22 protein-coding genes are annotated in these 19,761 nt (G+C 65.6%); 10 read left to right on the top strand and 12 right to left on the bottom strand.

The window, feature by feature from the left end:
• Positions 1–107: 107 nt before the first annotated feature.
• Entirely contained in the window at positions 108–899 is a 792-nt protein-coding gene (locus EO170_RS08870; protein WP_006451921.1) for a glycine zipper 2TM domain-containing protein, read from the bottom strand.
• Between the two features lie 145 nt (positions 900–1,044).
• Between EO170_RS08870 and EO170_RS08865 the strand changes: the two genes are divergently transcribed.
• Entirely contained in the window at positions 1,045–1,260 is a 216-nt protein-coding gene (locus EO170_RS08865; RefSeq protein WP_023903489.1) for a DUF6116 family protein, read from the top strand.
• Complete coding sequence (locus EO170_RS08860) at positions 1,260–2,027, top strand: TatD family hydrolase (RefSeq protein ID WP_126944185.1); 768 nt, start codon at positions 1,260–1,262, stop codon at positions 2,025–2,027. Before EO170_RS08865 ends, EO170_RS08860 begins: the two co-directional genes overlap by 1 nt.
• A gap of 40 nt (positions 2,028–2,067) precedes the next feature.
• On the opposite strand, the gene EO170_RS08855 is transcribed toward EO170_RS08860, so the two are convergent.
• A complete protein-coding gene (locus EO170_RS08855; RefSeq protein WP_126944182.1) occupies positions 2,068–2,898 on the bottom strand; it encodes a tRNA threonylcarbamoyladenosine dehydratase in 831 nt (276 codons plus the stop codon).
• Positions 2,899–2,972: 74 nt separating this feature from the next.
• Between EO170_RS08855 and EO170_RS08850 the strand changes: the two genes are divergently transcribed.
• Both EO170_RS08850 and EO170_RS08845 read left to right on the top strand, forming a co-directional pair.
• Positions 2,973–3,401, top strand: a complete 429-nt coding sequence (locus EO170_RS08850; protein ID WP_126944179.1) for a hypothetical protein — start codon at positions 2,973–2,975, stop codon at positions 3,399–3,401.
• A gap of 165 nt (positions 3,402–3,566) precedes the next feature.
• Positions 3,567–4,049 carry a glycine zipper 2TM domain-containing protein gene (locus EO170_RS08845; RefSeq protein WP_104583358.1) on the top strand — a complete coding sequence of 161 codons (483 nt, stop codon included), beginning with the start codon at positions 3,567–3,569 and terminating at the stop codon, positions 4,047–4,049.
• A 223-nt stretch (positions 4,050–4,272) separates the two neighbouring features.
• Here EO170_RS08845 and EO170_RS08840 read toward each other — a convergent pair whose 3' ends face one another.
• Positions 4,273–4,488 (bottom strand): cold-shock protein, encoded by a 216-nt coding sequence (locus tag EO170_RS08840; RefSeq protein WP_003483561.1) that lies wholly within the window; start codon positions 4,486–4,488, stop codon positions 4,273–4,275.
• Positions 4,489–4,715: 227 nt separating this feature from the next.
• Here EO170_RS08840 and EO170_RS08835 point away from each other — a divergent pair, with 227 nt between their 5' ends.
• Positions 4,716–5,201 (top strand): DUF456 domain-containing protein, encoded by a 486-nt coding sequence (locus EO170_RS08835; protein ID WP_126944176.1) that lies wholly within the window; start codon positions 4,716–4,718, stop codon positions 5,199–5,201.
• Positions 5,202–5,410: 209 nt separating this feature from the next.
• The gene (locus tag EO170_RS08830) at positions 5,411–6,544 is read left to right on the top strand and encodes a phospholipase A (protein WP_126944173.1); all 1,134 of its coding nucleotides are present in this window, start codon (positions 5,411–5,413) and stop codon (positions 6,542–6,544) included.
• Between the two features lie 167 nt (positions 6,545–6,711).
• On the opposite strand, the gene EO170_RS08825 is transcribed toward EO170_RS08830, so the two are convergent.
• The 4 genes from EO170_RS08825 to EO170_RS08810 all read right to left on the bottom strand — a co-directional run bounded on the left by EO170_RS08825 (position 6,712) and on the right by EO170_RS08810 (position 10,335).
• Positions 6,712–7,350, bottom strand: a complete 639-nt coding sequence (locus EO170_RS08825) for a carbonic anhydrase (protein WP_181116164.1) — start codon at positions 7,348–7,350, stop codon at positions 6,712–6,714.
• Positions 7,351–7,536: 186 nt separating this feature from the next.
• Positions 7,537–8,172 (bottom strand): glutathione S-transferase family protein, encoded by a 636-nt coding sequence (locus EO170_RS08820; RefSeq protein WP_126944171.1) that lies wholly within the window; start codon positions 8,170–8,172, stop codon positions 7,537–7,539.
• Between the two features lie 27 nt (positions 8,173–8,199).
• Entirely contained in the window at positions 8,200–8,625 is a 426-nt protein-coding gene (locus EO170_RS08815; protein WP_164740981.1) for a hypothetical protein, read from the bottom strand.
• A gap of 192 nt (positions 8,626–8,817) precedes the next feature.
• Positions 8,818–10,335, bottom strand: coding sequence for a fumarate hydratase (locus tag EO170_RS08810; protein ID WP_164740980.1), 1,518 nt, complete (start codon positions 10,333–10,335; stop codon positions 8,818–8,820).
• A 263-nt stretch (positions 10,336–10,598) separates the two neighbouring features.
• Between EO170_RS08810 and EO170_RS08805 the strand changes: the two genes are divergently transcribed.
• The gene (locus EO170_RS08805) at positions 10,599–12,479 is read left to right on the top strand and encodes an ABC transporter ATP-binding protein (RefSeq protein ID WP_104648554.1); all 1,881 of its coding nucleotides are present in this window, start codon (positions 10,599–10,601) and stop codon (positions 12,477–12,479) included.
• Between the two features lie 202 nt (positions 12,480–12,681).
• The gene (locus EO170_RS08800; RefSeq protein ID WP_104645084.1) at positions 12,682–13,461 is read left to right on the top strand and encodes a ferredoxin--NADP reductase; all 780 of its coding nucleotides are present in this window, start codon (positions 12,682–12,684) and stop codon (positions 13,459–13,461) included.
• A gap of 159 nt (positions 13,462–13,620) precedes the next feature.
• Here EO170_RS08800 and EO170_RS08795 read toward each other — a convergent pair whose 3' ends face one another.
• Complete coding sequence (locus tag EO170_RS08795; protein ID WP_126944165.1) at positions 13,621–14,106, bottom strand: glutathione peroxidase; 486 nt, start codon at positions 14,104–14,106, stop codon at positions 13,621–13,623.
• A gap of 437 nt (positions 14,107–14,543) precedes the next feature.
• On the opposite strand from EO170_RS08795, the gene EO170_RS08785 reads away from it, so the two are divergent.
• Positions 14,544–16,742 carry a M3 family metallopeptidase gene (locus EO170_RS08785; protein WP_206513991.1) on the top strand — a complete coding sequence of 733 codons (2,199 nt, stop codon included), beginning with the start codon at positions 14,544–14,546 and terminating at the stop codon, positions 16,740–16,742.
• A gap of 100 nt (positions 16,743–16,842) precedes the next feature.
• Here the strand turns inward: EO170_RS08785 and EO170_RS08780 are convergent, their stop codons facing one another.
• From EO170_RS08780 to EO170_RS08770, 3 genes are all read right to left on the bottom strand, one after another.
• Positions 16,843–17,343: a MarR family transcriptional regulator gene (locus EO170_RS08780; protein WP_104583365.1), complete on the bottom strand. Its 501-nt coding sequence runs from the start codon at positions 17,341–17,343 to the stop codon at positions 16,843–16,845.
• Positions 17,344–17,409: 66 nt separating this feature from the next.
• Complete coding sequence (locus EO170_RS08775) at positions 17,410–18,255, bottom strand: DUF3298 and DUF4163 domain-containing protein (RefSeq protein WP_119132334.1); 846 nt, start codon at positions 18,253–18,255, stop codon at positions 17,410–17,412.
• Between the two features lie 47 nt (positions 18,256–18,302).
• Positions 18,303–18,587, bottom strand: a complete 285-nt coding sequence (locus EO170_RS08770; RefSeq protein ID WP_126944159.1) for a GNAT family N-acetyltransferase — start codon at positions 18,585–18,587, stop codon at positions 18,303–18,305.
• Positions 18,588–18,804: 217 nt separating this feature from the next.
• On the opposite strand from EO170_RS08770, the gene EO170_RS08765 reads away from it, so the two are divergent.
• Positions 18,805–19,005, top strand: coding sequence for a hypothetical protein (locus EO170_RS08765; protein ID WP_104648364.1), 201 nt, complete (start codon positions 18,805–18,807; stop codon positions 19,003–19,005).
• 141 nt (positions 19,006–19,146) lie between these two features.
• Here EO170_RS08765 and EO170_RS08760 read toward each other — a convergent pair whose 3' ends face one another.
• The gene (locus EO170_RS08760) at positions 19,147–19,755 is read right to left on the bottom strand and encodes a rhomboid family intramembrane serine protease (RefSeq protein ID WP_104532558.1); all 609 of its coding nucleotides are present in this window, start codon (positions 19,753–19,755) and stop codon (positions 19,147–19,149) included.
• Positions 19,756–19,761 lie beyond the last annotated feature (6 nt).

Genomic DNA, 19,761 nt, shown 5'->3' with positions numbered 1-19,761 from the left:
CGTGCAGCGCACGGGATGCACCGCTGGCGCCTGGAAACGAAAAGAGCCGGCAATGCCGGCTCCTTTCCTGCTACTGCAGCGATCCCGGGTGGGTGGCTGCCAGCGATTTACTGGCGCGTGCTGCCCGCATCCACACGGACGCCGCGGTCACCGGCCGTCGAGGCGGTCTGGGTCACCAGCTGACCGTCGACCACCGGCAGGCGGTCGCTGGCCGGCTTGTCGTTCATGCGTACGGTCTTTTCGAAACCGTCATAACGGTAGGTCACGTCGTAGGCCACCACGTTGTCGGCATCGCCCAGCGAGATGCGCTCGCCCGGCTTGCTGTCCATGCGCATGGTGCCGGTGGTGCCGTCGGCATTGCGGTAGGTCACGTCGTAGCCCACCACGCGCGAGGACTGCGAATTGGCGTTTTCGGTATGGCACTGGCGCTCGGTGCGATCCACCACGCGGCCACCGACATGGTTGCGGTCCACGCGATTACCGACCATGCCGCCACCGACCGCACCGGCCACCGTGGCCAGCTTGCGGCCGTTGCCGCCGCCGACCTGGTTGCCGAGCAGGCCGCCGATCACCGCACCGGCGACGGTGCCGCCGACATTGCCATCGCGCTCGGGCAGACGTTCCTGCACCACCACGTCGCGGCAGACTTCACGCGGCGAGGAGCTGGTGGTGGTTTCGCGGATGGCCGCGCTGTTGACGACCTGCGCGTACTGCGGCTCGCGCTCGGTGATCGGTGCCACCTTGACCACGTCGGCGTATTCCAGACCACGCGGTGCCGGCTCGCCGTTGGCGACGAAATCGCCGGATGACGGGCGATTGTTCATAAAGGCAGCAGTGGCCACGCCTCCGACCAGCAACGCACCAGCAGCGACCAGTATAGTTGTCGTATTGCTCTTCATGATCCAGCTCCGTGCGGACACGCCGCGTTGTTGACGGCGTGATTCCAGCACGTGAACCCTGAACAAAAACGCCCTCGCTCATGAACGCCGCAGTTAAGTTCAGCTAGCGGTTACTTCATGCGCCTCTAACAGCCGGAGCATTCGCATGCGCAACCCCATCACCTCGCGCGCCCTGGACTGGGCCAGCAAGCTGCGCTACCCCACCTTGTTCAAGCTGGCTGCGGCGCTGTTTCTGGTCGACCTGGTGCTCCCGGACCCGATCCCGTTCCTGGACGAGCTGCTGTTCGGCCTGACCACGCTGCTGCTGGCCAACTGGAAGACGCGCAAGGCACCGCTGCCCGCGCCGGTGCGCCGCGATTGATGCAGCTGGTCGATAGCCATTGCCATCTGGATGCCGGCGAGTTCGAGCACGACCGCGCCGCGGTGATCGCGCGCGCGCAGGCGGCCGGTGTCGTGCAGCAGGTGATCCCGGCGATCACCGCCGCCAGCTGGCCGGCGCTGCGCTCCGTCTGCACCCAGGCCCCCGGGTTGCACCCCGCCTACGGGCTGCACCCGATCTTTCTCGATCAGCACCGCCCCGAGCATCTGGAGCTGCTGTCCGAGTGGATCGAGCGCGAGCGGCCCTGCGCCATTGGCGAGTGCGGGCTGGACTTCTATCTGGACGGGCTGGACGCGCAGATGCAGCGCGATTATTTCGACGGGCAACTGCAGCTGGCCAGGCGCTTCGAGCTGCCGCTGATCGTGCATGCGCGGCGCGCCACCGAAGAGGTCATCGCCCGCATCAAGGCCGTGGGCGGCCTGCGTGGTGTGGTGCACAGCTTCGCCGGCAGCCCCGAACAGGCACGGCAATTGTGGAAGCTGGATTTCATGATCGGCCTGGGCGGCCCGGTCACCTACCCGCGTGCCAATCGCCTGCGCGGCCTGGCCGCAACGATGCCGCTGGAGTGGCTGCTGCTGGAAACCGATGCGCCGGATCAGCCCGACGCCAGCATCCGCGGCCAACGCAACGAGCCGGCCTACCTGCGCACGGTGCTGGACTGCATCGCACAGCTACGCGGCGAGGCGGTCGAGCACATCGCCGCGCAGACCAGCGCCAACGCGCGGCGGTTGTTCGGGTTGCCGGGCTGATCGCACTGCCCGTTGCCGCACGAAGCGGCAACACGCGCACTCACCCCGCCGAGGCAGCCTCGGCAACAGGCCTGGCAGCAGCCACCTTCGGCTTGAGCAACATCTCCAGGGCCTTGCCCACCGCGACAAACGCAAAGGTGCCGGTGATATGCGTGGCCGCGCCCAGCCCGGCGCCGCAATCCAGCTTGAGCGTGGCGTCGGCATCCAGCTGCGGGCGGATGCCGCAGACGCTGCCATCGGCCTGCGGATATTTGACGTTCTCCAGCGAGTACACCGCCGGCACGCCGAAATAGCGCTGCGGATTCTTGGGGAAGTTGAACTCGCTGCGCAGCTTCTTGCGGATCAGCGCCAGCATCGCGTCGTGCTCGGTGCGCGAGACATCGCGTACGCGCACCAGGGTGGGGTCGGTGCGCCCGCCAGCGGCGCCCACCGTCAGCAAGGGCAGCTTGCGTCGGCGGCACCAGGCGATGGTTTCCACCTTCACCCGGAAGCTGTCGCAGGCATCGATCACCAGATCGAAGTCATCGCCGAGCAGCTGTTCGATATTGCCGGCGGTGAGAAACGCCTCCACCGCATCGGCATGGATCTCCGGATTGATCGCCAGGCAGCGCTCGGCCATCGCGCGCGCCTTGTTGCGTCCGTACTGCCCTGCCAACGCCGGCAGTTGCCGGTTGGTGTTGGACACGCACAGGTCGTCGGCGTCGATCAAGCGGATGTGCCCGACACCGGTGCGCGCCAGCGCCTCGACCACCCACGAGCCCACGCCCCCCATCCCGACCACCGCCACGCGGCAGGCGGCCAGCCGCTCCACCGTGCCGACTCCGTACAGCCGGTCGATACCGGCAAAGCGTTCACGCCATTGTGCTTTCATCGGCCTATTTTACGCGCGCCGCTCAGCGCGCGCCCATCGACATACTGATGTCCGCGTCCACCGGAGTTCCGTCCATGCCCGCCCCACCCACCGAACAATCGCGCGCCTCCCGCTATGCGTTCCTGCTGGTGCTGGGCATCCTGATCGGGCTGGTCGGCACGGTGATGGTGGCGCGCGTGCTGCAGGCCACACGCGATCCGGTGCCGGACAGCCTGATGCAGGTGATGGCTTACCAGCTGCGCGCCTTGCAATCCGACGCCAATGCCAGCTGCGATGCCACACGCCAGCGAGCGCGGCTGCAATCGCTGCGCCTGCTTGCCGACGAAGTGGAACCGGCGTTTCCTGACATCGGCGAAGACCGCCGCTTCGGCGAGCATGCCAGCGCCCTGCGCACCGTTCTGGACCAGGCACGGCGCACGCCCCCAGCCGATTGCGCCGCGCTTGCTGCGGTCAGGACACAGATCAATGACGCCTGCGAGGCCTGTCATCGCGACTTCCGCTGACCGCCAGCGCGCGCCCAGGCGCTACGCATTGCCGCGGTGGTGAACAGGACGCTCGGGTTTCGTTAAGCCTGGAGTGATGCAGTTGGCAGACCGTTCACCCGGACCAACACAGGATGACGTCGCCGCGGCCCTGACCGCTTTTTCGAACCACCCCGGAGAGACCTCATGAAGACCCGACTGCTCGTCATTGGCCTGGCTGCAACCGCAACGCTGGTTGGCTGCGCCACCTCCCAGCCCCAGTACGGCAGCTACCGCGGCGACCGCGGCTACGACCAGGGCTACTCGCAGCCGCAGGCACGCTGTGTGGATTGCGGCATCGTGACCCGCATCGATGAAGTCGGCCCGACCCGCAGCGCTCCCACTGGCACCGGCGCGGTGCTCGGCGGCATCGTCGGCGCGGTGGCCGGGCGCCAGATCTCCAAGGAGACCGGTGGCAGCAAGGGCAACAAGAACGTCTCGGCCGTGGCCGGTGCCGCCGCCGGCGCGGTGGCGGGCAATGCGATCCAGAACAACGTCACCAGCGAGAGCTTCGATGTGCAGGTGCGCATGGACGATGGCCGCGTCATCGTGGTGAACCAGCGCGATCTGGCCGGCGTGCGCGAAAACGCCTATGTGCGTGTGGTCAACGGCAAGGTCGTGCTGCGCTGATCGACGCACGCAGCCGGAGCGCCAGCACAACGACGGCGCGCATTGTCAGGTGGGCGCGGTTGGCCGCCGGAACCGGCGTGGACCACGCGTGCAATGCGATTGCTCCGCACCTGCCTGACGACTGCTCGCTACATTCGATTCGCCAGCGTTGGCGAGACGAGAGAAAGGCCCGGCAACGGGCCTTTCTGCTGTCTGCACGATGGCCTGGCGTGTCGCGCCTCGCTCAGACCACCTGCACCGCGTCGGCCTGCAGGCCCTTCTGTCCCTGCACGACGGTGAAGCTGACCTTCTGGCCTTCCTTGAGGCTTTTGAAGCCCTGGATCTGGATCGCACGGAAATGGACGAAGACGTCCTCGCCGTTTTCGCGACTGATGAAGCCAAAGCCCTTGGCATCGTTGAACCACTTCACGACACCATTCTCGCGTTCGATATTGGACATCTCGACTGACTCCCTACGACACTGTGATGGACTGACGGTGGTGGCTGTGATTGCAAGGAGGAAGCGAGGTACAAGGATGTAGCGGATCGAACGATCTACCGCATCAGGCCACGATTCACGGTGACCGTTGCAAACAGCAGCGCTGGCAACTTAACCCGCACAAAACGAATTTTCAAGCAGGTCTTGCACAATTTTGTCAAGCCTGAAACAGGACATTTTTGAACCTCATGGATACGACCGTCGTCTACTACTTCCTGGCTGGCGTGCTGGTACTGATCGGCCTTGCCGGGGTCGTCCTGCCAGCGCTGCCGGGCCTGCCGCTGGTGTTCGCAGGACTGCTGGTGGCCGCCTGGGCAGATGGCTTCGCCCATGTCGGCTGGGTGGCGCTGGTGATCCTGGGCCTGATGACCGCGTTGTCGTTTGCGATCGACTTCCTCGCCACGGTGTACGGCGCCCAGCGGGTGGGTGCCAGCAAGGCGGCATTGTGGGGATCGGTGATCGGCTCGGTCGCCGGCATCTTCTTCATGCCGATCGGCCTGTTCGTCGGCCCGTTCGCCGGCGCGTGGCTCGGCGAATACTGGCAGACCCGCAAGTCCGACCAGGCCACCAAGGTCGGCATCGGCACCTGGCTGGGCATCGTGTTCGGCACCGCGACCAAGCTGGCGCTCGGCCTGTGCATGCTGGGCGTGTTTGCCATTGCCTGGTTCTTCTAGTCGCTCGCGACGGCCCGACCACGACCACTCCTGTTTGCATGCAGGCTCGTCCTGACGAGGACGGCGCAAGCGTTCGTCGGCTGCCGACGCCCTTCAATTGCAGCACCGCCAGGATGTTATGCCACCGTGTACACATCGCGTATGCAGGCGCGACCGTTAAGCTTCGCATCTGACGCGCCTGCCTGGCGCCTTCTTCGGCCAGACTGCCCATGTCCAAGCACCGCACCCGTCCCCTGATACTGATTGCCCTGGCGGCCGCGCCGCTGGCGCACGCCCAGGAAATCGCCCCCACTCCGGCTTCGCCGCAGGCCTGCACCTCCGTCACCTCGGATGCGGCGCGGCTGGCCTGTTACGACCAGGCGCTGGGCTACACGCCGCAATTGACCGCCGAGGCCGACGCCGCCGCGCAGATCGCCAAGCAGAAGGAGTCCAAGCCGCAGGATGAGCGCGCCATCAGCCGCGTTGGCGATTTCTTCCGCGCCGATGGCCAGGACCAGCCCAAGGCCGAGGCAGTTGCCAATGCCGGCCGCGGCTCGTTGCTGGATCGCCGCTGGGAGCTGGCCAAGGATTCCAAGCTGGGCACCTTCCAGCTGCGCGGTTACAAGCCGGTCTACCTGTTGCCGGCGTTCTGGACCAGCGATTCCAACCGCACCCCGCAGTCGCCGAATCCGGCCAACTCGGTGTCCACCCCGCAGCAACTGGACAGCACCGAACTGAAGTTCCAGCTCAGCTTCAAGACCAAGGTGGTCGAGGATCTGTTCGGCGACAACGGCGACATCTGGATGGGCTACACCCAGAGCTCGCGCTGGCAGGCCTACAACAGCGATGCCTCGCGCCCGTTCCGCGAAACCAATTACGAGCCGGAAGCGATGCTGGTGTTCCGCAACAACTACAGCCTGTTCGGCTGGAAGGGCCGCATGAGCGGCATCAGCATCAACCACATGTCCAATGGCCGCGAAGATCCGCTGTCGCGCTCCTGGAACCGGGTCATCCTCAACATCGGCCTGGATCGCGAGAACTGGGCGCTGACGTTGCGCCCGTGGTTCCGCATCAAGGAAGACCGTGCCGACGACAACAATCCCGATATCGAGGATTACATGGGCCGTGGCGATGCCACGCTGGTCTACAACAAGGACGGGCACGAAGTGGCGTTGATCGCGCGGCATTCGCTACGCGGCGGCGACCGCTCGCACGGCTCGGTGCAGCTGGATTACGGCTTCCCGATCACCAACCTGCTGCGCGGTCACGTGCAGGTGTTCGACGGCTACGGCGAAAGCCTGATCGACTACAACCACAAGGCCACCTACATCGGCCTGGGCGTGTCGTTGCTGGAGTGGTTCTAAGCAGGTCGCGTTGCTGCAGTGAGCAACGTCCAGACTCATTGAAAAGCCGGCATGCGCGCATGCCGGCTTTTTACTTATGCGATTGCGGGTAGACAACAGCGCAGCAGACCGTGCTGCGCCGTGTTCATGAAAAACGGCCTTGCTGGATGACGCGGTGTTGGCGGCGATCAGACGTCGAAGAAATCGACCTTGCCATCTTTCAAGGTGTAGTACGCACCGACCACGCGGACATTGCCTGCACGCAGCGGTTCGAGCAGCGCCGGTTCGGACGCGCCCCGCAGGCGGTCCACGGTGCGCTTGACGTTGGCCTTGACCGAGGCCGCCAGCAGGTCGTCGCCGCCCTTGCTCTTGGCGGTCAGTACCGCCGGGACGATGGGCTCGATCATCGCGCCGATCGCACCGGGGAAGAAGGCGTTCTGCTCCACCACCGACACCGCCGCAGCAACCGCGCCACAGCTTTCGTGGCCCATCACCACCACCAGCGGCACGCCGAGCTGGCTGACCGCGTATTCGATCGATCCCAACGCGGTGGTGTCGACGGTATTGCCGGCATTGCGGACGATGAACATCTCGCCCAGGCCACGCCCGAACAGCAACTCCGGCGGCACCCGCGAATCCGAGCACGACACCAGGATCACGAACGGGGTCTGTCCCAGCGCCAGTTCCAGACGGCGCTTGCTGTCGGAAATGACCTTTTTGGGGCGGTTTTCCACGAACGCGGCATTGCCGTCACGCAGGATCTGCAAGGCCTGCTCGGCATTGAGATCGGTCTTCTTCGACGGCGCCGCGCCCGCGGCAAACGGCAGTGACGCGGCGGCGGCGGCAATCGGCGCACAACAGGCGCATTGCAGCAGTTTTCGACGGGATGCGGAGTGCGACATGGACGAGCCCCTGCTCTCTGGTTGTCTCGCGATCGTACACCGGGCCAGGCGCGGCACCATGGCCCGGCGCGGGCTTATGTCGACACGATTTCGCAACCCGCGCCCCCGGGTTCAGGTCCAGTCCGTCAGACCCTCGCGGCGATAGGTTTCCTGAAATGCCGGGCGGACTTTCATTCGCTGCGCATGCGCCTGCAGGGCCGGCCAGGTGTCGCTGGGCCGGGGCATGTTGCGCGACCAACGCATCAGCATGGTCAGCATGAAATCGGCTGCGGACAGGGTCTGGCCCAGCAGATACGGACCATTGGCCTGCAGGTGCGCGTCGACCTGGGCCCAGGCCGCTTCGAGCCTGGCGCGTGCCTGGGCCTGCACGGCATCGGCATGCGCGGCGCCGGCCGGCTCGTCCGGATAGAACCAGGCCCGGTAGGCCGGCTGCAAGGTGTTGGCGCAGAAGAACATCCACCGGTAGTACGCCGCCCGTGCCGGCGTCCCCGGCGGCGGTGCCAAGCCAGCCTGCGGATGCAGGTCGGCCAGGTGCAGCACGATGGCCGCCGCCTCGGTCAGCACCTGCCCATCCAGCACCAGGGTCGGCACCACGCCGGCCGGGTTGAGTGCGAGATACGCGGGGAATTTCTGCTCGGCGCGCTCGAAATCCAGCGGATGCAGCACGTGCGGCACATCGAGTTCGATCAGCAGCCAATGCACGACCAGTGCGGCAGTGCTGGGGGCGTGGTACAGCGTCGTGGTCATGCAGACTCCCTCGTAGTTGGTGCAGGACTAGTTGGTACAGGAACGCAAGCAGGCGAGCTTGTGCGGTTCACAGCGATTGACATCGCTCTGCTGGGTGCAATCGAACACCTGGGCCATGCAATTGGCCCGCTGCGCCGGATTCTGGGTGGCGTCGCAGCTCTTTCCGCGTGGTGCCACCGCCATGCGGCAGCTGCTTTCGCTGGGCCGGTCGGCGGCGCACTGCGCGGCGCGGCGGTTGCACTGCGCGAGGCAGCGCTCCATCGCCGAGGGGCCGTCGAAGCGCGTTGCGGTGTCGCTGGGCTTGAGCGGCTTTTTCTCGGCAAACGGTACTGGCGCGGCGGGGTGCGGCGCATAGTTGCCGGACGGAAACAGCACGGTGGGCGGGGTCCTTTGTTGCGCTGCCAGCGGCAGGCTGGCGCACACCAGGACGGCAAGGCAGATGAGACGGAGCATTCCTGTTCTCCTGAGGGTGCCGGCATGTAGGCCCCGAGCATAGCCCGTTCCTGCCGGGCCGTCCGCCACCGAAGTGAGACACGCATGCAGGCGTTTTCCAGGACCCAGGCACCGCGTGCGAACAGCAGGCACGCGCAGCGCCCAAACCGAAAACGGCGACGCAGTGCACGTGCGTCGCCGTTCCAGGTTTACTTATTCCACCACCACCGGAATCTTGCCGATGCGCGATTGCCACTGGCGCGGGCCGGTCTTGTGCACCGACTCGCCGGTGGCATCCACCGCCACCGTCACCGGCATGTCCTTGACCTCGAATTCGTAAATCGCCTCCATGCCCAGATCTTCGAAGGCCAGCACGCGTGCGGCCTTGATCGCCTTGGAGACCAGATAAGCCGAGCCGCCGACCGCCATCAGGTAGACGGCCTTGTTGTCGCGGATCGCATCGATGGCGGCATCGCCGCGCTCAGACTTGCCGACCATGCCCAGCAGGCCGGTCTGCTCGAGCATCTGGCGGGTGAACTTGTCCATGCGCGTGGCGGTGGTCGGGCCGGCCGGGCCGACCACTTCGTCGCGCACCGGATCGACCGGGCCGACGTAGTAGATGAAGCGGTTGGTGAAGTCGACCGGCAAGGTCTCGCCGCGGTTGAGCATGTCGATCATGCGCTTGTGCGCGGCGTCGCGGCCGGTCAGCAGCTTGCCGTTGAGCAGCACCACTTCACCCGGTTTGAAACTGGCGACTTCTTCCCTGGTGATGGTGTCCAGGTTGACCCGGCGCGCGTTGCTCGGGTTATAGGTGAGCTTGGGCCAGTCCTCCAGCGACGGCGGATCCAGCATCACCGGGCCGCTGCCGTCCAGGGTGAAGTGCGCATGGCGGGTGGCCGCGCAGTTGGGGATCAACGCCACCGGCAGGTTGGCGGCGTGGGTCGGGTAATCCTTGACCTTGATGTCCAGCACCGTGGTCAGGCCGCCCAGGCCCTGCGCGCCGATGCCGAGCGCGTTGACCTTTTCGTACAGTTCAAGCCGCAGTTCCTCGGCACGATTGGAGGCGCCGCGCGCCTGCAGGTCGACGATGTCGATCGGCTCCATCAGCGCTTCCTTGGCCAGCAGCATGGCCTTTTCCGCAGTGCCGCCGATGCCGATGCCGAGCATGCCCGGCGGGCACCAGCCCGCGCCCATGGTCGGCACGGTCTTGAGCACCCAGTCGACGATGGAGTCGGACGGGTTGAGCATGGCGAACTTGCTCTTGGCCTCCGAGCCGCCGCCCTTGGCCGCGACGATCACCTCGACATGGTGGCCGGGCACGATCTTGGTGTTGACCACCGCCGGGGTGTTGTCGCGGGTGTTGGTGCGCTTGCCGGCCGGGTCGGCCAGCACGCTGGCGCGCAGCTTGTTGTCGGGGTGGTTGTAGGCGCGGCGCACGCCTTCGTTGACCATGTCCTCCACGCCCATCGTGGCGTCGTCCCAGCGCACGTTCATGCCGATCTCGAGGAACACGGTGACGATGCCGGTGTCCTGGCAGATCGGGCGGTGGCCTTCGGCGCACATGCGCGAGTTGATCAGGATCTGCGCGATGGCGTCCTTGGCCGCCGGCGACTCTTCGCGCTCGTAGGCAGCGGACAGGTTCCTGATGTAATCGACCGGGTGGTAGTAGCTGATGTACTGCAACGCGTCGGCGACGGACTGGATGAGGTCTTCCTGCTTGATCGAGGTCACGGCTGGCTCTACGGCTGGCGGGGGCAATCCGGCCATTTTAGTCGAAACTTCCGGCGCGTCCGGGCGTTGCGTCAATCGAGGCGATTGATCGGGCCATCGAGCGCGCAGGGTCGGCCCGCGGCGCGGGCGCGCCGCCAGACACCGATCGCGTTGCCGTGCAAGCCTGCAGCCAGCGCCGCAGCAGCGATCGCGCGCCACTGCCGCAATGCGCACTGCTGCGCTCCAACACCCCGCGCCCACGCAAAGCGCTGCACACTGATGCGATGTCAGCTTCCCGTTCCGGCGCCACCGCGCCCACCGTTCCCCGTCCCGGCCCCACCCTGCGCGAGCGCCTGGATGCGCTGCGCAACCTGCCCCCGTTCCTGCGCCAGATCTGGCAGACCAGCCGCTGGCTGAGCGCCAGCAGCATCGGCCTGCGCGTGCTGCGCGCGTTGATGCCGGTGGCCTCGTTGTATATCGGCAAACTGATCATCGACGAGGCGATCCACCTGGTCGGCCAACCACCGGCCTTCGACTCGCTGGCCCAGGCGCTGGGCAGCGGGCGCCTGAACCGGCTGCTGGAACTGCTGGCGCTGGAACTGGCCCTGGCGATCGGGTCGGACCTGCTCGGCCGGCTGGTCGGCTATGCCGATGCATTGCTGTCGGAACTGTTCAACAACGCCGCCAGCGTGCGCCTGATGGAACACGCCGCACAGCTGGATCTGGAGGATTTCGAAGACCCCGACCGGCAAGACAAGCTGGATCGCGCGCGGCGCCAGACCATGAACCGCATGAACCTGATGAGCCAGCTGTTCGGCCAGGTGCAGGACGCCATCACCGTGGTCAGCCTGGCGGTGGGCCTGGTGGTGTATGCGCCGTGGTTGATCCTGCTGCTGGCGATCGCGCTGATCCCGGCCTTCATCGGCGAGGCGCATTTCAACGCATTGGGCTATTCGCTCAACTTCCAGTGGACGCCGGAGCGGCGCCAGCTCGACTACCTGCGCCAGGTCGGCGCCAGCGTCGAGACCGCCAAGGAAGTCAAGATCCTCAACCTGCACCGGTTCCTGATCACGCGCTATCGCCGGCTGGCCGACAAGTTCTTCCAGGCCAACCGCGCACTGGCGCGCAAGCGTGCGTTGTGGGGCGCGTTGCTGGCTGCACTGGGCACGCTGGGCTACTACATGGCCTATGGCTACATCGCCTGGCGCACTGTGCGCGGCGATTTCAGCATCGGTGACCTGACCTTCCTGGCCGGCAGTTTCCTGCGCCTGCGCCAGTTGCTGGAAGGCCTGCTGATCGGGTTCTCGCAGGTCGCCGGCCAGGCCTTGTATCTGGACGATCTGTATTCGTTCTTCAACATCGTGCCGGAGATCCGCTCGCGCCCGAACGCGCTGCCGGTGCCGCGCCCGATCCGCCAGGGCTTCGTGTTCGAGGACGTGGGCTTCCGCTACCCGGATGCCGAGCAGTGGACGGTGCGGCATCTGGATTTCGAACTGCGTGCCGGCGAAGTGCTGGCGCTGGTCGGCGAAAACGGCGCCGGCAAGACCACCCTGGTCAAGCTGCTGGCGCGGTTGTACGACCCGGACGAAGGCCGCATCCTGCTCGATGGCCAGGACCTGCGCGATTACGACCTGGACGATGTGCGCGCCAACCTGGGCGTGATCTTCCAGGACTTCGTGCGCTATCACCTGAGCGTGGGCGAGAACATCGGCGTCGGCCAGGTCGATGCGATGGACGATGCGCCGCGCATCCGCGCCGCTGCGCAGCGTGCGATGGCCGGCGAGCTGATCGACAGCCTGCCCGATGGCTACGACCAGTTGGTCGGGCGCCGTTTCAAGAACAGCGTGGACCTGTCCGGCGGGCAGTGGCAGAAGATCGCCATCGCGCGCGCCTACATGCGCGATGCGCAGCTGATGATCCTGGACGAACCCACCGCCGCACTGGATGCGCGCAGCGAGTTCGAGGTGTTCCAGCGCTTCAAGGAGCTGTCGGACAACCGCACCGCGGTGCTGATCTCGCACCGCTTCTCCAGCGTGCGCATGGCCGACCGCATCCTGGTGCTGGCCGCCGGCCGCATCGAGGCCAACGGCACCCACGCCGAGCTGATGGCGCAGGGCGGGCGCTATGCGGAACTGTTCGAGTTGCAGGCGGCGGGGTATCGGTGAGGCTGGGGATTGGGGAGTCGGGATTGGGGATTAGTAAGAGCTGCCGGTTCATCCGCAAGCCCCTATGACTCCAGAACCCAGGATCTGCTCTAGCGAATCCCCAATCCCGACTCCCGAATCCCGGCCATCCAAATGAGAGTTCATCTCATTTGGCCGGCTTGAGGTAGAATTGGCCGGTACTCTTCCCACGACACTTACCGGTATGTCTTCCGCTTTCGGCGCCGAAACGGTGCTTGAGGTCCGCCACTGGACCGATGCCTACTTCAGCTTCACCACCACCCGCGATGCCGGTTTCCGCTTCGAGAACGGGCAGTTCGTGATGATCGGCCTGGAGACTGAAACCCGCCCGCTGCTGCGGGCGTACTCGATCGCCAGTGCCAATTGGGAAGAACATCTGGAGTTCTTCAGCATCAAGGTGCCGGATGGCCCGCTGACCTCGCGGCTGCAGCACATCCAGCCCGGTGACAAGGTGCTGGTCGGCAAGAAGCCCACCGGCACGCTGCTGATCAGCGACCTGCACCCGGGCCGCAATCTGTACCTGCTGGGCACCGGCACCGGCCTGGCGCCGTGGTTGTCGGTGATCAAGGATCCGGAAACCTACGAGCGTTTCGACAAGGTGATCCTGACCCAGGGCGTGCGCTTCGTGCAGGATCTGGCCTACCGCGACTACTTCGAGCGCGAGCTGCCGCAGCACGAATTCCTCGGCGACCTGCTGCGCGAGAAGTTGCTGTATTACCCGGCGGTGACGCGCGAGGCGTTCGCCAATCAGGGCCGCCTGACCGAACTGATGGCCGATGGCCGCATGCAGCACACGCTGGGCTTGCCGCCGCTGGATCCGGCCAACGACCGCTTCATGATCTGCGGCAGCCCGCAGATGCTGGCCGACCTGCGCACCCTGCTGGACGCGCGTGGCTTCCAGACCTCGCCACGCATCGGCACGCCGGGGCATTACGTGTTCGAGCGCGCCTTCGTCGAGAAGTGATGCGACCGGCGTGAAACGCCAGCGCAATGCGGCGTTTCACATCACGCCTCGGCGAAATCCGCTGTCGTAGGAGCGTACCTGGGCGCGACGAGGCATTCCCGGTAATGCCTCGTCGCGCCCGGGTGCGCTCCTACGGTTCCAGCGCCATGCCCTGCGCGATCACGCGCCCAGCGCGCGTTCGATGTCCGCCGCCAGGGCGTCCGGCTTGGTGGTCGGCGCGTAACGCTCCAGCACCGTGCCATCGCGGCCGATCAGGAATTTGGTGAAGTTCCACTTGATCGCTTCCGATCCCAACACGCCACGCTGTTCGTGCTTGAGCCACCGCCACAGCGGATGCGCGCCGCTGCCATTGACCTCGACCTTCTCGGCCAGCGGAAAATCCACGGCATAATCGAGTGAGCAGAACTGGCGGATCTGCGCGGCATCGCCCGGCTCCTGGTGACCAAACTGGTCGCAGGGAAACCCGATCACCACCAGCCCACGGTCGCGATAGCGCTGCCATAGCGCCTGCAGTCCGGCGTATTGCGGGGTAAAGCCGCATTTCGACGCGACATTGACCACCAGCACCACCTTGCCGGCGTAATCGCGCATCGACTGTGTACGACCGTCCAGGTCGGTGAATTCAAACGTGGAGATGTCGCTCATGGCCGCCCCGCTGTGTGCAAGCAGGGCAGCGTAACGCAACGGCCCGCAGCGCGGCATCGCGATCGCAAGCGTGTCAGCCGGGGAAAAAGGCGGTTTTCGACGGACCCGTTGCCGCAGCCACCTGGCCCTACCCGATGATCCCGACCGTGGCCGGCCGCTGGCACGGCGCGCTAGCGGCCAGCATCGGCCAGGCAGGCAGATCGGCAGCTCGCCGGGCAGCCGGCATGCAGCCGAATGAAAAACGTGCCGCAGCGCGTATCGGCAGCGCCCGTCCGGCGGCGGCGCACGCACGGCGGCAGCGGTCCTGGGCCCGCAAGGCCCGCACTGCTCGCGCCCGCCTGATGGCAAGGCGAAGACCTTGCAGCCATGCCTTTTGTCACACGCCTGTCCGGCCTGGCTGGGGTAGCCTCGGCGGTTCGCACTTTGGAGCAACCCTCTTGACCACCCGTCTCGCCTTTGCCCTGGCCGCTTCCCTGGGACTTGCCATGCCGTCCTACAGCATCGCCGCACCTGCCACCACGCAGGCCGCCACCCACGCCAATCCGTTCTTCGCAGACAGCACGCTGCCGCTGCACTACCCGCAGTTCGACAAGATCACCGACAGCGACTTCGCACCCGCCTTCGACGCCGGCATGGCCGAGCAGTTGAAGGAAGTGGACAAGATCGCCAACCAGAAAGCCAAGCCGAGCTTCGACAACACCCTCATCGCGCTGGAAAAAAGCGGCGCCACGCTCGATCGCGCCACCACGGTGTTCTTCAATCTGGTCGGTGCCGACACCAACGACGCGCGCAAGAAACTGCAGGCCGACTACTCGGCGAAGTTCGCCGCGCACCGTGACGCGATCTCGCTCAACGGCAAGCTGTTCGCGCGCATCCAGACGCTGTACGACCAACGCAACCAGTTGGGCCTGGACGCGCAAGGCGTGCGCCTGGTCGAGAAGTACTACAGCGACTTCGTCCGCGACGGCGCCAAGCTCTCCGATGCCGACAAGACCACGCTCAAGGCGATGAATGCCGAGCTGGCCAACCTGGGCACCACCTTCAGCCAGAACGTGCTGGCCGAAGTCAATGCCGCTGCCGTCGTCGTCGATGACGTCAAGCAGCTCGACGGCCTGTCCGAGGAACAGATCGCCGCCGCCGCCGAAGCCGCCAAGGCGCGCAAGCTCGACGGCAAGTACGTGATCGCGCTGCTCAACACCACCGGCCAGCCGCCGCTGACACAGTTGAAGAATCGCGAACTGCGCAAGAAGATCTACGACGCCTCGGTGTCGCGTGGCAGCCACGGCGGCCAGTACGACAACACCGCGCTGGTGTCGCGCATCATGAAGCTGCGCGCCGACAAGGCCAAGCTGCTCGGCTTCCCGACCTACGCGGCCTATTCGCTGGAAAACCAGACCGCCAAGACGCCCGAAGCGGTCAACGCGATGCTGGGCAAACTGGCGCCGGCGGCGGTGGCCAATGCCAAGCGCGAGGCGGCCGACCTGCAGGCGATGATCGACAAGGAACAGAAGGCCGCACGCAAGCCGAGCTTCAAGCTCGAGGCCTGGGACTGGGCCTACTACAGCGAGAAGGTGCGCCAGGCCAAGTACAACTTCGACGAATCCCAGCTCAAGCCGTACTTCGAGCTGAAGAACGTGCTGGAAAACGGCGTGTTCTACGCGGCCAACCAGGAATATGGCCTGACCTTCAAGCAGCGCACCGACCTGCCGACCTACCGCGACGACATCACCGTCTATGACGTGTTCGACGCCGACGGCAAGCAGCTGGCGATCTTCATCGCCGACATGTACGCACGCGAATCCAAGCGCGGCGGCGCCTGGATGAACTCCTACGTATCGCAGTCGGCGCTGACCGGTTTCAAGCCGGTGGTCGCCAACCACCTCAACATCCCCAAGCCGCCGGCCGGCCAGCCGACGCTGCTGACCTGGGATGAAGTGACCACCATGTTCCATGAGTTCGGCCATGCGCTGCACGGCATGTTCTCGGACGTCAAATACCCGTACTTCTCCGGCACCAGCGTGCCGCGCGACTTCGTCGAGTTCCCCTCACAGGTCAACGAGATGTGGGCCGACGAGCCGTCGATCCTGAAGAACTACGCCAAGCATTACCAGAACGGCACGCCGATGCCGCAGGCCTTGCTGGACAAGGTGATTGCCGCGTCCAAGTTCAACCAGGGCTTTGCCACCACCGAGTACCTGGGTGCGGCCATGCTCGATCAGAACTGGCACCAGATCAGCGCCAGCCAGGTGCCCGACGCCGCCGGCGTGATGGCCTTCGAGGCCAAGGCCCTGCAGCAGGACGGCATCGCCTACGCGCCGGTGCCGCCACGCTACAAGACCCCGTATTTCAGCCACATCATGGGCGGTTACGCGGCCGGCTACTACGCCTACATCTGGTCGGAAGTGCTCGACGCCAACACCCAGCAGTGGTTCAAGCAGCACGGCGGGTTGAGCCGCGCCAACGGCGACCGCTTTCGTCAGACCCTGCTCTCGCGCGGCGGCAGCGTCGATGCGATGGAGCTGTTCCAGAACTTTGCCGGCCATGCACCGCAGATCGAGCCGCTGCTCGAGAAGCGCGGCCTGAGCGCGCAAGGCGGCGATGGCGCCACACCGGAAGCGCCGCAGTCCAAGCCGTAATCGCACTGCAGTGAAATGAAGACGCCGCCCGGAGCGATCCGGGCGGCGTTTTTGTTGGTCGCCATCAGAAGACCTGCTGCAGTCAGCGCAAACGCCGCGCTCAGAGCTCGACCGAATCCACGCCGTCGAGCAGTTTCCTCAACAGCTTTTCCAGCCGCACCTGCTCGGCATCGCTGATGCCGGACGTCTCTGCATTGAGCAGCGTGCAGGCATCGGGCAGCAGACTGTTGATCAACGCCAACCCCGCAGGCTGCAAGGTCAGCATGATCTTGCGTCGATCGTCCGGACTGCTGCCCCGCGCGATCAATCCCTTCTCGCACAACTGATCGGTGAGGCGGGTGATGTTGGCCGGCTTCTCGCTGGCAGCCTCGGCCACCTCGGTGGGCGTGATCGCCTGCTCCGGGGTGCCGTAGAGCATCATCAGAATCTCGTACTCCGGCGGGCTGATGCCATAGGGCTTCAACCGCACACACCCTTGCGTGTGCAGCCGCTTGTAGAGATGCTTGATCAGCCTCACCAGGACGGCCGGTTCCCGCGGAAACGCCGGATAGCGCACACAGGTGTGGTCCACGCGACGTGCGGTTGGATCGAAACTACTCATATCACCCGTTTGATTACATTACTGAATGGCCAAGCCATTCAATCACATCGTCTGCCGGGTGACACCTCAGCGTGCGAAGAGATGTACATATTCCGGCGCGACCCACGCCAACAACGTCGAGGCAGCGACCTCGGCCGTCTGCGTGCCATCCGAGTACGGCCCCACCTGGTACGGCGGAAACACGAACCGAAGCGCGGTGATCTGCCCGGCAGCATTGAGCACCGGCACGAACTGGGCAAAGTTGTCGACCTGCGCCGCAGTGCCTTCGGCAATCATGCGATCGGCCGAGGCCACCTGCGCGGCCTGCTCTTCGACCGGCACACGCTCGGCTTCCACGCGTTGGGCGGCGGCGTTGTGCAATTGCACCGCCACCTCGCGCCCGATCGCCTCCCAGCCTGCCGGGTCCGGAATCAGGGCCTGCGCGGTCAATTGCCTGCGCTCCTTGACCAGCCAGACGAAGCGCGCCACCAACGGTTCGCCATGCGCACCACCGGTGTAGCGGCTGCCGTCGGCGGACACGACGATCAGGTCCGGGGTCTGCAACACGGTCTCGAACGCCAGCGACAATTCGTAGGGCGCAGCCGGCTTGTCGTTGCCGAGCCCGGACACCGCCTGCATGAGTTCGGCACGCGCTGCCTGCGCATAGCTGCGGATCAGCGCGCTCAGTTCGGGAAATGCGTCCAGCCCGCGCGGATAACTGATACCTACCATATAGGCGGGCGCGTGCTCGATCACGTCTTCCAGCGGGCCGCTTTGCACAAGCACAGGCTCTGCCGGCGGTGCCGTCGCAACGCTCGCCTCGGCGGCCGGCTCTGCAGATTCGGCCGTCGTCGGCGCGCGCTGGCTACAGCCTGCCAGCACCGCCAGCATCAGCAAGCCCCCGACTGCGTTCACTCCTGACAACCGCCCCATTCCCGCCTGCTCCCTTCGATACATCTGCAAAGACTCGCCGCCGCCGCTCAGGCCAGCAGATCCTGAAACTGTTGGTGCCGCCGGATATACGCCTGCGCGTAACTGCAGGCAGGCACGACCTTGTAGCCCTGCTGGCGTGCATGGGCCAGGGCCGCCTCGACCAGCGCTGCGGCAATGCCGCGCCCGGCGATCGCGTCCGGCACCTGCGTGTGGGTGATGGTCATGCGCTCGCCTTCCAGACGGTACGCCAGATCGGCGCGTTGTCCATCGGTGTCTACGCTGAAAAGCTGCTGCGCGGAATCGTGATCTGCCTGCACTTTCGCTGCCTCCATGGTGGTCTGCACGAGGCAGTGACGATGACGATCAGTGTGACCAGCGCGGCGCCGCGCCTGCGTGAAAATGAATCGATGCCGTGACTGCCCGCGCAGCCTGCCGAGCAGGCACTTAAGTTCGCTCGCGCCGCGCCGATAGCTCAGTCGAAGGCGCCCGTTGCCACTGGGGGCGGTACGACCTGCCAAGGCCTTCGCCTTACCTACGAGGAGTCACCGCATGCACACCGATTCGGCAGGACACAGCGCAGACAGCGATAGCTCGCTGCTGGAAGGCCTGTTCCAGTTCGCCATCAAGGGCGACACCCACAACCCCGACTTCGCGCAGCTCAACGACACGGTGTACCAGCGCCTGCAGCAGGCCTACGGCGCGGTGCCCACCAGCAGCGTCGGTAACGGGCAGAAGCGCGACGCGGCCTGAGCCGGCATCGCATCACTCGCCAGGACCCATCGCGCGTTGGCGCTGGTCCTGGCCCGGTCGCCCAAGGCGACCCGCTATTGCCACCACTTCGACCTACCGCGCATGCCCGCCTGCGGCCAGCGGCGCGTGTGCCCGCCGCTATCAGCCGAAGCGCGGGTTGGACAGCTGCTCCAGGAATACCTGCAGCACGCGCGGCTCCATGATCAGCATGAACATCACGCCGAACGCGGCACCGGCCAGGTGCGCGCTGTGGTTGATGCGGTCGCCGCCGCGGCGGTCCATCCACAGGCTGTAGCCGACGTAGAACACCGCGTAGATGATCGCCGGCGCCGGAATGAACAGCACCAGGATGATGGTCCACGGCTGCAGCAGGATGAAGGCGAACAACACCGCCGACACCGCGCCGGAGGCGCCCAGGCTGAGATAGTTCGGGTTGTTCTGGTTCTTCAGATAGCTGGGCAGGATCGAGACCACCAGCGCCGCCAGATAGAACAGCGGATAGGTCAGCACGCTGCCGGTCAGCTGGGTCATCACGTTTTCGATCACCCGGCCGAAGAAGAACAGTGTGATCATGTTGAAGACCAGGTGGCCCAGGTCGGCATGGATGAAGCCGTAGGTGACCAGGCGGTCGTACTGCTTGTGCTTGTCCAGCGCCGGCGGCCACAGCACCAGCCGGTCGGCCAGCTTGCGGTTGTTGAACGCCATCCACGAGACGATGCCGGTGATGGCGATCAGGATCAGGGTAATCATGCGGAC

It is taken from the genome of Xanthomonas sp. BRIP62409 (genome assembly GCF_003992965.1).
GTDB classification, from domain to species: domain Bacteria; phylum Pseudomonadota; class Gammaproteobacteria; order Xanthomonadales; family Xanthomonadaceae; genus Xanthomonas; species Xanthomonas euroxanthea.
Note: the sequence above shows the minus strand (reverse complement) of the source record. Positions and strands in the feature narration are given on the sequence as shown.